This is a genomic window from Paremcibacter congregatus, from assembly GCF_006385135.1.
Taxonomy (GTDB): Bacteria; Pseudomonadota; Alphaproteobacteria; order Sphingomonadales; family Emcibacteraceae; genus Paremcibacter; species Paremcibacter congregatus.
The window spans coordinates 2,117,789-2,132,417 of sequence record NZ_CP041025.1 but is presented as its reverse complement, the minus strand read 5'-3'; the positions used below and the strand labels follow the sequence as shown (position 1 = coordinate 2,132,417).

Here is a 14,629-nt window from a genome sequence, read left to right as displayed (position 1 = left end):
TGTTTGATATCAAACAATAATGTGATAGGCTTGGGATATTAACCCACCTGACAATTGAGATAACAGAATGTCCTCTTCAAAAACAGAGAATACACAACGCCAGAATTATTTTGATCATCGTAGAGAGATAGATGAGCTTACCGGAGTAGAGGTGTTAGAGACCTTCGAAAAATTTAACCAGCGCGACGACGTGTTCTGCCGGGCCCTATGGGATGAAGGGGTGAGCAGTCAGAAGGTTATCGACTTTTATCAGGGGTATTATATGCCCCATGCCAAGGCGCGCAAGTCAGATGGTTTCAGTCAACGTGACTATGCATTGCGCAATGCGGCCTGGCATGTCTGTAATGTGCTGCGGGAGCAGAAGGAAGGTCGACGGGAAGGCTTTCACGATCATTTTACCTCCCATGAAGAAGGCTGGCCGGAACCTTATGCTTTTGAATCTGCTCAGCAGGCGAGTGATGATATCCGGAAGGTATCGGCTTTTGCCGGGGCTGATTTGGTGGGAATTTGTGCTTATGATGCCAGATGGATGTATGAAGGCGTTTATGACGGGGAGGGCAAGTCCAAACCCTCGGGCATTCCGGATGATTTGCCACATGTGATTGTCACCGGGGAGTCAATGGACAAGGAATTGACCTCTACGGTACCGTCGGCGCTTGCGGGGTCGGCGACGGGTATGGGCTACACAAACGATTGTGTCACATTGCTAACCATAACTCAGTATATCCGTAATCTTGGCTATCGCGCTTATGCGACGATGAATGATTCTGCGCTGGCGGTGCCTCTGGCGGTGCAGGCGGGGCTTGGGGAGGGAGGTCGTCACAGTCTGTTAATCACTGAAGAATATGGCGCGCGGTTGCGGCTGGGTAAGATTTTTACTGATATGTCTCTTGTGCATGACGCACCTAAAAGCTTTGGCGTTAAAGAGTTCTGTGATGTTTGCAACAGGTGTGCCAAGGGCTGCCCGCCCAAGGCGATCAGTTTTGATCCTCCATCGGACAAGATTTTTAACCGGTCGAACCTGAAAGGGGTGGTTAAATGGACGACAGATGCCGAAAAATGCTTCAGGTTCTGGGTTAACCAGAATACAGATTGTTCGATTTGTATCCGTGTCTGCCCTTATAACCGTGATTATACGAAATGGGTTAACCGGGTATGGCAGAAGTTGGCGGGGAGCCGGTTTCGTCGGTTCGCCTTATGGCTGGATGACCGATTTCATCCCCGTCCGAGAGAGAAATCGGCGGGCTGGTGGGGCAACTAAGAAAGACTTGACGAACCGGTTGGAAAAGGTGCTTAGTATTTGAATTTAAAAGTTCAGGGTAAGTGCTTTATATGCCGACAGATAATCACATTAATGGATTTCGCAAACCGATCGCCTATCAGGTGGGGGGAGTCTATGGTGGTGTGTTTCTTTATATCGGCATTATCATGCCTTTCTGGGCCTTGTGGCTGGCAAAGGTGGGAATGACACCTGGCGAGATCAGTTTTTTGATCGGGTTTCCGTCTTTTCTTAAGGTCATGTCATCGCCGTTTATTGCTCAGCTCTGTGATAAATGGGGGATGGTACGCCGCCCTATGCTGGCTTTAATGGCGATTGCCGCCCTGAGTTTTTGTGGATATTTTGTTTTTTCAAGCTTTTGGGCTTATGCGGTGGTGACGATTATTTTTGCTGCCGCCTTTACCGGTTTTCTGCCGTTGCTGGAAAGTTTCGCCGTGCGGGCGGCAGACAGGTATGATTTGCAATATGGACGTCTGCGCGCGGTGGGCTCGATTGTATTTGTTCTGACATCCGTGGCGTTTGGCTATTATCTTGATTATTTTGGATATGATCATTTTCTGTATTTTTGCCTGGGCGCACTGGTTACGACTTTCTTTGCTGTAGTCCTGCTGCCGAAAGAACAGAAGCCCAAGGTCACAGCAACAGAAGAAGAGGATGCCGATCACGAACCGGCGTTGCGTTTCCTGTTGACCAGTCGTGAATTTATCATGTTTCTAGTGGTGCTCAGTTTGATCCAGATGAGCCATGGTCTGGTCTATGTCATGGGGAGTCTCCATTGGGAACGCCAGGGCATTAATAACCAGACAATTGGTCTGTTATGGAGCCTGGGGGTGGTGGCGGAGATTGTGGTTTTTATTTTTTGTGGCAGTTTTATACGGCGTTTCCGTCCGATGTATGTGCTGGCCACCATTGGGGTGTTGGGGGCGGTGCGCTGGGGTGTCCTGGCTATGACGGCGTCGGTGCCGCTGCTGGCGTTGGCGCAGACCATGCATGGCTTGACGTATGGAGCGGCGCATCTTGTGGCGATGTATTATCTCTCCAGCCGGGTTCCAGATCGATATTTCACCACAGCGCAGTCCTTGTATAGTTCTGTCCCGTTGGGATTGGCGCAAGGATCAGTGATGCTTTTGGCGGGGCCTTTATACGCGCGCTTCGAAGGGCAGGGCTATTATGTGATGGCTTTTTTCTGCCTTTCTGTGCTGTTCATCGCAAGATTTGTACGTCGTGTCGCAAAAGACGGGTCAGAATCAAATTAGGCGCAGGGTTTATGTGATATTTTCCGTATTACCTTTTGAGCATGCCTGGAGAGGGGCTTGTGATTAAGAAATTTTTGGAGAATGAAATGAGAAAACTATCCATAATCACGTTAACGTCTATCGCAGCTTTTTGTCTGACATCACCGGTTTATGCGGGTGACAAGCAGGATAAAAAGAACTGGGAAGGTAAACATCACAAAATGCAGAAGATGAATCATATGCATGAGATGGCTGATACGAACAAGGACGGAAAAGTCAGCAAGGAAGAATTCAAGGCAATGCACGACATGCATTTTTCTGAAGCGGATACAAACGGCGATGGAAAGATGTCCATGGAGGAATTTACCGCCCATCAGAAGATGATGATGGAAAAGCGGGAGAGGGCCCGGCAAGAATCCCGGAAAAAAAGAATGGAGAAATCATACAGCAAGATGGATGCGAATGGCGACGGTGTCATCAGCAAACAGGAATTTGACGCCATGGGCGACAAGAAATTCAGCCGTATGGACCGCAATGATGACGGGGTTCTGAATGAGGGGGACCGCAAAAGAAAAAACAAGAAAAAAAACAAGGACAGCAAGGACGATAAATAGTCATAAATAGTCTTTGGTTCCCGGAAAGGGAGAGAAATTTTGTCGTGCCGTCCTGATTTCTCTCAACATCTGCCGACAACTGAATGACGGGGCAAAAGGGTGGAGGTTTTTCTCCACCCTTTTTTCGTCACAAACCCCGATTATACCACATCCTCATATATCTCTGTTAAACCGTTATATATCGCTTGCAGTCCGGGCAAAGGCAGACTATTTTGCCTGCTCAACAATGTAATTTTAAGGAGTTTTCCTATGCTGAGAGGATCGATTACCGCGCTTGTGACCCCGTTCTTGAATGGACAGGTTGATGAGAAGGCGTTCCGAAAGCTGGTAAACTGGCAAATCGAAGAAGGTATTCACGGCCTGGTGCCCTGTGGTACAACCGGTGAATCGCCGACCCTGACCCATGCGGAACATAATCGGGTGACCGAGATTTGTATCGAAGAAGCGGCGGGTCGGGTACCTGTTGTCGCGGGATGTGGATCGAACTCCACCCGCGAAGCCATCAGTCTTTTGTCCCATGCGAAAGAAGCCGGTGCGGATGCCGCTCTGATCGCGATGCCTTATTATAACAAACCGAGCCAGGAAGGGTTGTTTCAGCATTTCAAGGCGTTGAACGATGCGGTGGATCTGCCGCTGGTGATTTACAATATTCCGGGACGTTCCGTGGTTGATATGTCGGTGTCCACCATGAGCCGTTGTTTTGATGAGTTGAAAAACGTCATTGGTGTGAAGGATGCCACGGGCAATGTGGCGCGTGTTCCGTTGCAACGCATGGCCATGGGGCCTGACTTCATTCAATTATCAGGTGAAGACCAGACAGCCTTGGGCTTTAATGTGCATGGCGGGGTTGGGTGTATTTCTGTGGCGTCAAACGTGGCGCCGAAGATGATGTCCGAGTTCCAGAATCTCTGCCTGGCAGGTGATTTTATCGCCGCTCTTGCCATTCAGGATAAATTTACCGACTTGCATCATGCGCTGTTTGTCGAACCTAATCCGGGGCCTGTGAAATATGCGATGGAATTGCTCGGCATATGTTCTGCAGATATGCGTCTTCCTATGACGCCGATTACGGATGAAGCCAAGGTGCTGATTGAGGCGGCTTTGGTGAAAGCGGAGCTTCTGGATTGATTTATGGCTAAAGCGAAAGCAAAATCCAAAGATAAATCCAAGGGCGGCAGCCGCACAATTGCGCAGAATCGCAAGGCGCGGTACAATTATCATATCGAAGAAGATTTTGAAGCCGGGATTGTTCTGACGGGAACGGAAGTCAAATCCCTGCGCGCCGGTGAGGCTAACATCAGTGAATCCTATGCCGAGGCGAAAATGGGCGAGCTGTTCTTGGTGAACGGTTATATCAAGGAATACGAAATGGGGAACCGCTTCAATCATGAAGCGCGCCGCCCGCGTAAATTGCTGATGCACCGCCGGGAAGTTAATCGTATTGCTGCCGCTATTCAGCGCAAAGGCAAAACACTGGTGCCGTTGTCACTTTATTTCAATGACAAGAACCGGGTTAAGGTCAAAATCGGTCTGGCTTCGGGGAAAAAGGCCCATGACAAACGCGCCACGGAAAAGGAACGGGACTGGAACCGGGAAAAGGGCCGTCTGCTGAAAGACAGCCGTTAAGCGGGTTCCTGGCCGAAATCGTCTCTCCTGGGCGGATTGTCTAACAAACTCTGGGCTTCAATGAATATTCGTTTGATGGCAGGCAGGCGCGCCTTGATATCCTGTTCCATTCTGGTTACCGCACGTTCCACATCAGCAGACGTTATGGCGTCATCAAAATCCAGCGATAGATTCAACAGGATATCGTGAGGCCCCATGTGCATGGTGAGAATTTCGTTGACGGCGACGATGTCTGGCTGTGCGGTAACGATTTCTTCAATGGCGGTAACGACTGCTTTGCTGGCGGCTTCACCGATCAGGAGTCCTTTTGATTCATAGGCCAGTAAAACAGCGGTCCCGGCGAGAATAACCCCGATCAGGATAGACGCGACGCCGTCCATTTCCGGGATGCCGAGCCATTGTCCGATAAACAACCCTCCCATGGCGACGATAAGGCCGAGCATAGCTGCCGTATCCTCAAACAGAACGGTGAATATGGTGGGATCTTTGCTTTTCAGAATAGAGGTGAGCAGGCTTGGGTGGGTCTGGCTGCGTTTGAATTCCCGATAGGCGACAATCCAGGCGGCGCCTTCGAACACAATGGCAACGCTGAGAATAATGTAGTTGATGTAAACGTCGGTGACGGGGTGGGGGCTAATGACCTTGATGATGCCTTCATAAAGGGATACCCCGGCGCCGACGGCAAAAATCAGGATGGCGACAACGAAAGTCCAGAAGTAGAGTTCCATACCATAGCCAAAAGGGTGGGCCTTGTCGGCAGGCTTTTTGGCCTTTTTTATTCCATAAAGCAATAAACCCTGATTGCCGCAATCGACCATACTGTGGATGGCTTCTGACAGCATGGCGGAGGAATTGGTATAGGCGGCGCCAAAAAATTTTGTAACCGCAATGAGAAAGTTGCCGGCCAGGGCCGCGAAAATAACTTTTTTGGATGCGTGGGCAGACATAAAGTGTCCTGGATTTATTGTTTTGTATCTTCTTGTATAACGGGTTTTCTGCAAAAAAAAAGCCCCCATTGAGGGGGCCGGGGCAAAAGCCCCAGAGGGGGGGGATTGCAGTGTTTAGTCAAAAGTCGGTTCCGGCGTGGCGGGCCCTAATTTCCATGAGCCGTCTTCTTGTAGACAGGATTGGCCATAAGCGGGAACGGATTGTCCACCAACTGTGATGGTGGTCTGGTATTCCCGAACCTGCAGGCAGCTGTAATCTTTTGGCTGGGCAGGGCGTTGGTTTACCCACTTTTGTTCCGGTGGCTGCACATAGACAGGCTGCTGCTGTACATAAACCGTTTCACGGTCATTTCTTCTGTCGTTGGCGGTCAGGGCATAGAACAACAGGCCACCTGTCAATACACCCAGGGCGACTTCGCCGCCGTGGCTCCGGTGATGACGATAGCCATGCCGGTAATTGTGACCTCCGTAGTAATGCCGGCTGCTGTAGTGGCGATTATTTCTATAGTGGTTCTTCTTATGGTGTTTGCGATAAGACTTGTTATGGTGTCTTCCATTATTTTTATAATTTTTGTGATGACCAACATAATTCTTCTGATGGCCACGATCCCGGTTATCGGCAAAAGCCTGTGATATGGGAGCTAAGCCAAAGGCGGCCATACTAAGGGCACATACGCTAACTTTAACAAATCTGTTCATCATACTGTTCCTTCTGTTGTGTAGCCTCACCTACAATCTGATTTTTATAATATATCAGCAGAACTGAATGAGAAATGAACAGGGTCTTCAGGTAAAGAAATCTCATAAAAACAAATAGTTAAGATAGATATTCTTTGGGAGTTTATGACTTTATCACAGTGATGGTTATGCATCCTGGCACAATTGCGGGAGATACTGTTCATTTTTTCCCGTATCTGTTAGTCTGTTTCCAAAAAGAGAGGATAATATATGTCGAAACAAATAAAATCATGGCTGATGATGGCTGCCGTTGGGGGGGCTTTCGCGGTTTCACCTGTTGTCCGTGCAGAAGATAAGCTGAATACATTTGATTATAATGATATTTTCGAGCTCGAGTATGCCGCATCGCCACAATTGGCGCCGGATGGCGCATCGATTGTTTATGTGCGCCGCTCTGCCGATATTATGAAAGACAGCTCGCGATCAAACATCTGGCAGGTGGGACTGGACGGTAAAGACCATCGTCCCCTGTTGTCGGGTAAAGCTAATTTTTCAATGCCCCGCTTTTCCAGAGATGGCAAACGTCTGGCTTATGTATCCTCTGTCGAAGGCAGTCAGCAGCTTTATGTGCGATGGATGGACACGGGGCAGACTGCGCGTCTGACGGATCTGCAGACTGGTTTCGGAAATATAAGCTGGTCGCCGGATGGGAAATGGATCGCTTTTTCCATGCTGGTCAAAGACAAGGGCAGCAGCCTGTTCAAGGATATGCCTGCGAAACCAGAAGGGGCAACCTGGGCGGAACCCGCGAAATATATTGATCGGGTGCAATATCGCTCCAACGGTGCGGGTTTCCTGCCTCACGGTTACCGGCATATTTTTGTTGTGCCGGCCGATGGGGGCACAGCGCGTCAAATCACGACAGGCAATTATAATCATGGTGGTTCAATCAGCTGGTCAAATGATAGCCAGAATTTGTATGTTTCTGCAGACAGGCATGACGATTGGGAATATCGCCCCCTGGAATCCGATATTTATCAGATCAGACTGGCGGATGGAGAAATCAGTAATCTGACAAACCGGCCGGGACCGGACAGTCAGCCGGTGGTCAGCCCGACCGGCAAGTATATTGCTTATGCCCGGTTTGATGATCGCAAACTGGCAAGTCAGAATGCCGATTTGTTCGTGATGGACCGTGATGGTGGTAACCCACGCAATTTAACGCCGGACCTTGATCGTTCCATCAGCAATATTCAATGGGCCAAAGACGGCAAGGGGGTTTATTTCCTTTATGATGATCACAGCCATACGAAAGTTGGTTATGTCAATCTGAAGGGAAAAATGAAAGTTCTGACAGATGACGTGGGCGGGCAATCGCTTGGACGGCCTTACACCTCTGGCGATTATACGGTTGCCGGAAAAGAGCAGGTGGTCTTTACGCTTGGCAAGACTGACCGCCCGGCTGATCTGGCGCTGGTCGATGGCAAAGGTGCGGTCAGGCAGCTCACGGCATTGAATGAGGATCTGTTGGAGCATAAGAATTTGGCAGCTGTTTCGCGTATGACGGTGAAGTCTTCTGTTGACCAGCGGGAGGTCGAAGCCTGGATCGCGACACCGCCGGGGTTCGATCAGTCGAAAAAATATCCCTTGATTCTGGAAATTCACGGTGGCCCCCATGCTGCCTATAGCGCTGCGTACAGTACGGAGATACAGATGTATGCCGCCAACGGCTATGTTGTCGTATGGGCCAACCCACGGGGCAGCACGTCTTATGGTGAGGAATTTGCCAACTTGATCCATCATGATTACCCGTCTCACGATTATGACGACCTGATGGATGTGGTCGATGGTGTGATTGCCAAAGGGTATGTTGACCCCGATCAGCTGTTCGTCACTGGTGGGTCTGGTGGCGGTGTGCTGACCGCCTGGATCGTTGGCAAGACTGACCGCTTCCGGGCGGCGGTGGTGGCCAAGCCGGTGATTAACTGGCTGAGCTTTGCCCTGACAGCCGACATGTCGGTTTATGCCAGCCAGTACTGGATGCCGGGGATGCCTTGGGAAAATGTAGATCACCTGTGGAAACATTCGCCGCTGTCATTGGTGGGAAATGTCAAGACGCCGACCATGTTGCTGACCGGGGAGGTGGATTACCGTACCCCCATGAGTGAAACAGAACAATATTATCAGGCGTTGAAACTGCAAAAAATTGATGCCGCCATGGTCCGTATTCAGGGCGCAAATCATGGCATTGCGGCAAAGCCGAGCAACCTGATCCAGAAGATCGGGAATGTCTTGGCATGGTTTGAAAAATACAAACCGGAAGAACCCTCCCCTGATGAGGGACAGGAATAGCGCCGCAGCATTGTTTTCATAAAAGAAGCCCTCGCAAGAGGGCTTTTTAACAGGTGTATGATCTGATTTTCTAAGAAACGTCAGCAATACCGGGGTAGTTAATGGTGATAAATACTTCAGGTTTCATAAAGCCGCCGCCCCATTTATCATTGAGTTCCTTTAAGGGGTTCAGTTTAATGACCTCTTCCGTTGAAAGGCCTTTTTGAGCCAGAGGGGTGAGAATGCTTACCGCTTTCTGCATCATGGCATGATAATCTTTGAGATCCTGCGTCGTGGCCAGGGGGCCATGTCCGGGAATAATCTTTGTATTTTCATCACAGAGTTCGATAATTTTTCCCACCGCGGCAATGACGCCAGCCAGAGATCCCCCGGAACTGCGATCGACAAAAGGATACATGCCGTTAAAGAACAGGTCGCCCATATGAATGATGTTGCGGTCCTGAAATAGTATCACGCTGTCGCCGTCGGTATGGGCGTGACTAAAATGGCGGGCCTTGATATGCAGATCGTTCAGGTGAAAGGTTACCTCGTCATTAAATGACACCACGGGCAGGGCGGCTTTTGGGGAGGCTGGAATTTCCTTGTTGAAAGCTTCCATCATCTGATCAGTACTCATACGCTTGTACACATTGTCATGGGCGACGATTACAACCCCTTGCTTGCCAAGATTTTCATTCCCGCCTGTATGATCATAATGCCAATGGGTATTAATCATGAATTTGACCGGTTTTTTGGAAATGGCAGAAATGGCCGCCAGGATTTTAGGGGTCAGGGGACTGTATTGATCGTCGATCATAAAGACGCCGTCTTCACCTGCTGAAACGCCAATATTTCCGCCCGCACCTTGCAGCATATAGACTCCATCACCGACCTTTGTGGTAGTGATATTGACTGTGTCATATTGATTGTCCTGGGCCAGTGCGGCGGATGGGGTGATGCCAGTTATGGCAGCTACCGCAAGAGCGGTCAGAGTAAGTTTGCGTAGCATAGAAAAGTTCCTCCAAATTAGGTTTCGTTGGATATTATCACAAGCAAGCGGCGTAAGTCCCGTTACTTTTTAGCTAGCGCGTCGCAAGCAAGTCGCCAATTGTTTGAAATACCTGCTCAAACATCTGTTCCGTCAGGCGGCCTGTGTTGGTATTATACCGTGAACAGTGATAGCTGTCGATGAGGGTAATGGGGGTGCCGCTGACGCAATCCCCCATATCATGCAGGGCGCCATGGGCGAATTTATACGGTGCGCGGGTCTTGCCGAAAGTGCTGAGTACCGAATTATGGGCGACCAGACCCAGGGCGAGAATGATTTTCAGTTTTTCTGGGCGGCTGATCTGGTTGATCAGGAAGGGGCGGCAGTTGGCTTCCTCTGCGGCGGTGGTTTTATTTTGTGGCGGGACACAGCGGACCGCATTGGTGATCAGGGCATTATGCAGTTTCACGTTATCATCTGCGCGGGATAGAAACGTGCCTTCCATATACCCGTATTTTTCCAGCGTGGCGAACAGCAGGTCCCCTGATGCATCCCCGGTAAAAGGCCGCCCGGTTTTATTGGCGCCCTGCAAGCCTGGTGCAAGGCCGACAATCAACAGTTCAGGGTCAGGATCGCCAAAGGATGGTACGGGTTTATTGAAAAACGTAGGATATTTTTCCTGATTCTGATGGCGAAAAGCGACGAGACGGGGACATAGGGCGCAGTTCTCCGGGACGTCGACAGGCGAAAAAGACGCCTTGACGGGGGCTGGTGTCATCAGATGTTACCTCTTATTTTCCTTGGGTCGGTTCGTGTTCATGATGACCGTCATGAAATGTGGAATCCACATCATTGTCTTTGAGGAAGTCAGGGGTTGTTGAGCAGCGGCCAAAATCGGCGTGCATGGTCGATATTTCAATGAAGTTATCAGCCTGGCGGCGCAACTCGTCTGCGATCATGGGCGGGTTGGTTTTGGTGCTGCTGACAACAGTAACCCGGACTCCCCGGCGCTGTACGGCTTCGACCAGGCGGCGAAAATCACCATCGCCTGAAAATAATACCATATGGTCGACATGCTCGGCCATGCCCATCATGTCAATGGCAAGTTCCATATCCATATTGCCCTTGATCTTGCGCTCGCCTTTGGCATCGGTGAATTCTTTTGTTGGTTTGGTGACCAAGGTGTAGCCATTGTAATCCAGCCAATCGACTAACGGGCGAAGGGGGGAATATTCCTGATCCTCAAGAAGGGCGGTATAATAATTGGCCCGCAGAAGGATGCCTTTTTCAGCAAAGAAATTACGCAGACGTTTATAGTCAATGTCAAAATTCAGGGCTTTTGCCGTGGCAAAGAGATTGGAGCCATCAATAAACAGAGCCAGCTTTTCATTGGGGTGAAAATACATAAGAATTGTCCATAAATAAATTAAATATAAGAATATTATAGCATAATTATTGTTTAGGTAAAACATCAATCTATTCAAAGGCTTAATAAAATGACGTCAAAAACAGCTTTATCTTTGGAATTTTGAGCATATAACGATAAAAACCACAGTTTAGGTAGAAAAACATATGATTTTACTAGGATTGGGCAGTAATTTAACTGGCGGTGTCTATGACAGTCCGCAGGCTGTCCTTATGGCGGCCCTGGCGCAGATGGCTGACAGGGGAATTCATGTGGAGAAGCTGTCGCCGTTTTATGAAACCGAGCCGGTGCCAAAGTCGGATCAGCCGTGGTTTGTCAATGCGGTCGCGGCAGTAACGACAGACCTTGCCCCCCGGTCACTGTTGAAAACTCTGCATGATATTGAGGAAAACCTGGGGCGGTCGCGGCGCATTCGTTGGGAAGCGCGGATCATTGATCTGGATATTCTGGCCTATGATGACAAAATCCTGCCGTCGGAGGATGTCTGGAGTGAAAAAGCCGAAGCCCTTTTGCCAGATGACATTATCATTCCTCATCCGCGTCTGCATGAAAGATTATTTGTCCTGAAACCGCTTTCTGATCTTGCGCCGATGTGGCGGCATCCGGTCTTCGGCGATACCGTGGATTGCTATATTGCAACAATTGAAGCACAGGGAAGTCCCGGGGCTATTCGAAAACTTGATGTGCCAAATCCGGAAAAGCGATAAAATTACCGCTTGAAGTCTTTGACAGCCGGTCATTTGAGTTGTATAAGCCGGGTTTGGAATTATGTCTGCATTTGCGGACGCTATTGTATTGGAGAATGAGCGGCATGGCACGCGTTACCGTTGAAGATTGCGTAGATAAAGTCCCGAACCGGTTCGAACTGGTTCTTCTGGCGGCCCAGAGGGCGCGGCAGATTTCTTCCGGTGCACCAACTTTGGTGGAGCGGGATAACGACAAAAACCCTGTAGTTGCCTTGCGGGAACTTGCGGAAGAAGAATTGTCAGCAGAGACGCTGCGTGAATCCCTAGTTCACGGCCTGCAAAAAAATGTCGAAGTCGACGAACCTGAAGAAGATGATATCTCTCTGCTTCTGGCCGGTAAGAAACTGGAAGAAAACGAGCAAGAAGTCACGACCGAGAGCCTGGCCAAGGTTTCAGCTGAAATGAAAGCGGAAGCCATGTTCGCCGCGGCGACGTCACAGTCTACAGAAGGTGATAAATCGGAATAATCCGACCGGTCATCGCGAAAAAAACAAAAAGACCTGCAATGTGACCATTGTAGGTCTTTTTTTTTATTCATTTCCGGTTATATATGAGGGAGTAAACAGGGAACGAATTGGTTTTCTGTTCAAAAGCGGATGAGTTACCTTGATCAGACAATATGAATTGGTGGAACGGGTGAGGGAATATGCCCCAGATGCGGATGAAAATCTGCTCAACAGGGCCTATGTTTTCTCCATGAAAATGCATGGCAAGCAGATGCGGGCCAGCGGCGATCCCTATTTCTCCCATCCTTTGGAAGTCGCAGGTATCCTGACGGGTATGAAAATGGACAGCGATACGATCATCACGGCGCTGCTGCATGATACGATCGAGGACACCATTGCCACCCATGAACAGATCGAAGAACTGTTCGGCACCAATGTTGCAAAAATGGTCGATGGCGTGACCAAACTGTCCAAGTTGACCTATTCCTCTGAAAGCGCCAAGCAGGCGGATAATTTTCGTAAATTCCTGCTCGCCATGTCCCATGATATCCGGGTGTTGCTGGTCAAGCTGGCCGACCGGTTGCACAACATGCGGACCTTGCATCATATCGGCAAGCCGGAAAAGAGAGCCCGTATTTCGAGGGAGACGCTGGATATTTATGCCCCGCTCGCCGAACGGATTGGCATGCAGGCGATTAAGGAAGAACTGGAAAGCCTGGCTTTTCCCCATGTTTACCCAGAGGCTTATGAATCCATTACGAAGCGCATGGACCAGTTGCACGCCAATACGGCGGACATCAAGGATAAGGTCATTTCTGAACTGGAACGCCTGCTGAGTGAGGCGGGTATTGAGGCCGAGGTCTTTGGCCGGGAAAAGCAGCTCTATTCCATCTGGCGCAAAATGACTTATCGCCATGTGGCGCTGGATGATCAGGCGGATATTGTCGCGTTCCGGATTATCGTTGATGATACGGCAACCTGTTACCGGGCACTTGGTGTCGTGCACCGTAAGTGGCAGGCCCTGCCGGGGTTGATCAAGGATTATATTTCCATGCCGAAGCCGAACGGTTATCGGTCGATTCATACCGCGGTTTTGGGACCACAGAAGAAACGCATCGAAATTCAGATACGGTCTTCCAAAATGGACGCCGTGGCGGAACAGGGCGTGGCGGCCCACTGGCAGTATAAGCAGCAGTCCTCTGATAAAGAGGGCGAGCAATATAAATGGTTGAAAGATCTTCTGGAAATCATGGAGCATGCGGAAAGCCCTGATGAATTTCTCGAACATACCAAGCTCGCCATGTATCAGAATCAGGTCTTTTGTTTTACACCGAAAGGTAAGCTGGTCAATCTGCCGCAGGGATCAACAGTCGTTGACTTCGCTTATGCGGTGCATACGGATGTGGGCGACAGCTGTGTCGGGGGCAAGGTTAATGGCAATCCGGTTCAGTTGCGCACTCGTCTGGTCAATGGCGACCAGGTAGAAATTTTACGGTCAAAAGCCCAGCAGCCTTCACCGAACTGGTTAAGCTTTGTGGTGACGGGGAAGGCCAAAGCGGCTATCCGGCGTTTTATCAGCCACAAGAAAAAAGATGAATATCAGGCCTTGGGTAAAAAATTGCTGGAACGGGCCTTTAAACTTGAAGAACGTGACTTTAACGACAAGGCGATACAGATTTGCGCCGATAAACTGAAATTGCACAACATAGCCGATATTTATGAATTGGTGGGGAAGGGTGAACTGGCGGACCGTAAAGTTCTGGAAACAATTTTCCCGGGCATCAAGGTCAACAGCGCTCATTCTCTGGTGCCCACCAAGATGCTGGATACCTATAAAGATTTGAAAGGCGGCGACAACTCGATTCCTATTCGGGGGTTAACACCTGGTCTGTCAGTGCATATGTCGGAATGTTGCCATCCTATTCTCGGCGACCGCATCGTTGGGATCGTCGCGACCGGAAAAGGTATTATGGTTCATACCATAGACTGCGAGGCTCTGGATGCTTACAGCGATGCGCCGGAAGCCTGGCTTGATCTGTCCTGGACGGCGGTGGAGGAAGAAAATACTGTTTTCGTCAGTCGCATCGAGGTTCTGCTCGAGCATGTGCCCGGTGCGTTGGCGGCGGTGTTGTCTGTGGTGGCACAGGAAAAGGGTAATATCAGCAACATCAAGTTTATTGAAAGAGCAACTGAATTGTTCCGGATTAGTCTTGATATTGAAGTAAGAGATGTTAAACATCTCACCAGCATAGTGGCCGCCCTGCGGGTGAGTGACCGGGTGAGTTCGGTCGAGCGGTCCTTTAGATAATATGA

14 protein-coding genes are annotated in these 14,629 nt (G+C 49.7%); 9 read left to right on the top strand and 5 right to left on the bottom strand.

The window, feature by feature from the left end; all coding sequences use genetic code 11:
• The first annotated feature begins 67 nt into the window (after window positions 1-67).
• The 5 genes from FIV45_RS09660 (at window position 68) to smpB (ending at window position 4,754) form a co-directional block, all read left to right on the top strand.
• Window positions 68-1,261: a reductive dehalogenase domain-containing protein gene (locus FIV45_RS09660; RefSeq protein WP_099474918.1), complete on the top strand. Its 1,194-nt coding sequence runs from the start codon at window positions 68-70 to the stop codon at window positions 1,259-1,261.
• Between the two features lie 71 nt (window positions 1,262-1,332).
• Entirely contained in the window at window positions 1,333-2,535 is a 1,203-nt protein-coding gene (locus FIV45_RS09655; protein WP_099474917.1) for an MFS transporter, read from the top strand.
• An 86-nt stretch (window positions 2,536-2,621) separates the two neighbouring features.
• Window positions 2,622-3,128 carry an EF-hand domain-containing protein gene (locus FIV45_RS09650; RefSeq protein ID WP_165777086.1) on the top strand — a complete coding sequence of 169 codons (507 nt, stop codon included), beginning with the start codon at window positions 2,622-2,624 and terminating at the stop codon, window positions 3,126-3,128.
• Between the two features lie 249 nt (window positions 3,129-3,377).
• Complete coding sequence (gene dapA / locus FIV45_RS09645) at window positions 3,378-4,256, top strand: 4-hydroxy-tetrahydrodipicolinate synthase (RefSeq protein WP_099474915.1); 879 nt, start codon at window positions 3,378-3,380, stop codon at window positions 4,254-4,256.
• A gap of 3 nt (window positions 4,257-4,259) precedes the next feature.
• Entirely contained in the window at window positions 4,260-4,754 is a 495-nt protein-coding gene (smpB, locus tag FIV45_RS09640) for an SsrA-binding protein SmpB (RefSeq protein WP_099474914.1), read from the top strand.
• Here smpB and FIV45_RS09635 read toward each other — a convergent pair.
• Together FIV45_RS09635 and FIV45_RS09630 are read right to left on the bottom strand one after the other, a co-directional pair.
• Window positions 4,751-5,701: a cation diffusion facilitator family transporter gene (locus FIV45_RS09635; protein ID WP_099474913.1), complete on the bottom strand. Its 951-nt coding sequence runs from the start codon at window positions 5,699-5,701 to the stop codon at window positions 4,751-4,753. The two genes, smpB and FIV45_RS09635, sit on opposite strands and share 4 nt — an antisense overlap.
• Window positions 5,702-5,815: 114 nt before the next feature.
• Window positions 5,816-6,400, bottom strand: coding sequence for a hypothetical protein (locus FIV45_RS09630; RefSeq protein ID WP_133118612.1), 585 nt, complete (start codon window positions 6,398-6,400; stop codon window positions 5,816-5,818).
• Between the two features lie 249 nt (window positions 6,401-6,649).
• Here FIV45_RS09630 and FIV45_RS09625 point away from each other — a divergent pair, with 249 nt between their 5' ends.
• Complete coding sequence (locus FIV45_RS09625) at window positions 6,650-8,731, top strand: S9 family peptidase (RefSeq protein ID WP_099474911.1); 2,082 nt, start codon at window positions 6,650-6,652, stop codon at window positions 8,729-8,731.
• Between the two features lie 70 nt (window positions 8,732-8,801).
• On the opposite strand, the gene FIV45_RS09620 is transcribed toward FIV45_RS09625, so the two are convergent.
• The 3 genes from FIV45_RS09620 to FIV45_RS09610 form a co-directional block, all read right to left on the bottom strand.
• On the bottom strand, window positions 8,802-9,719 hold the full coding sequence (locus tag FIV45_RS09620) for an MBL fold metallo-hydrolase (protein ID WP_099474910.1): 918 nt from the start codon (window positions 9,717-9,719) through the stop codon (window positions 8,802-8,804).
• Between the two features lie 73 nt (window positions 9,720-9,792).
• Window positions 9,793-10,476: a uracil-DNA glycosylase gene (locus FIV45_RS09615; RefSeq protein WP_099474909.1), complete on the bottom strand. Its 684-nt coding sequence runs from the start codon at window positions 10,474-10,476 to the stop codon at window positions 9,793-9,795.
• Window positions 10,477-10,489: 13 nt separating this feature from the next.
• Complete coding sequence (locus tag FIV45_RS09610) at window positions 10,490-11,104, bottom strand: LabA-like NYN domain-containing protein (protein WP_099474908.1); 615 nt, start codon at window positions 11,102-11,104, stop codon at window positions 10,490-10,492.
• A gap of 166 nt (window positions 11,105-11,270) precedes the next feature.
• Here FIV45_RS09610 and folK point away from each other — a divergent pair, with 166 nt between their 5' ends.
• The 3 genes from folK to FIV45_RS09595 all read left to right on the top strand — a co-directional run bounded on the left by folK (window position 11,271) and on the right by FIV45_RS09595 (window position 14,624).
• Window positions 11,271-11,831 (top strand): 2-amino-4-hydroxy-6-hydroxymethyldihydropteridine diphosphokinase, encoded by a 561-nt coding sequence (folK, locus tag FIV45_RS09605; protein WP_099474907.1) that lies wholly within the window; start codon window positions 11,271-11,273, stop codon window positions 11,829-11,831.
• A gap of 104 nt (window positions 11,832-11,935) precedes the next feature.
• Window positions 11,936-12,337, top strand: coding sequence for a DNA-directed RNA polymerase subunit omega (rpoZ, locus tag FIV45_RS09600; protein ID WP_099474906.1), 402 nt, complete (start codon window positions 11,936-11,938; stop codon window positions 12,335-12,337).
• A gap of 139 nt (window positions 12,338-12,476) precedes the next feature.
• Window positions 12,477-14,624: a RelA/SpoT family protein gene (locus tag FIV45_RS09595; protein ID WP_099474905.1), complete on the top strand. Its 2,148-nt coding sequence runs from the start codon at window positions 12,477-12,479 to the stop codon at window positions 14,622-14,624.
• Window positions 14,625-14,629: the final 5 nt, after the last annotated feature.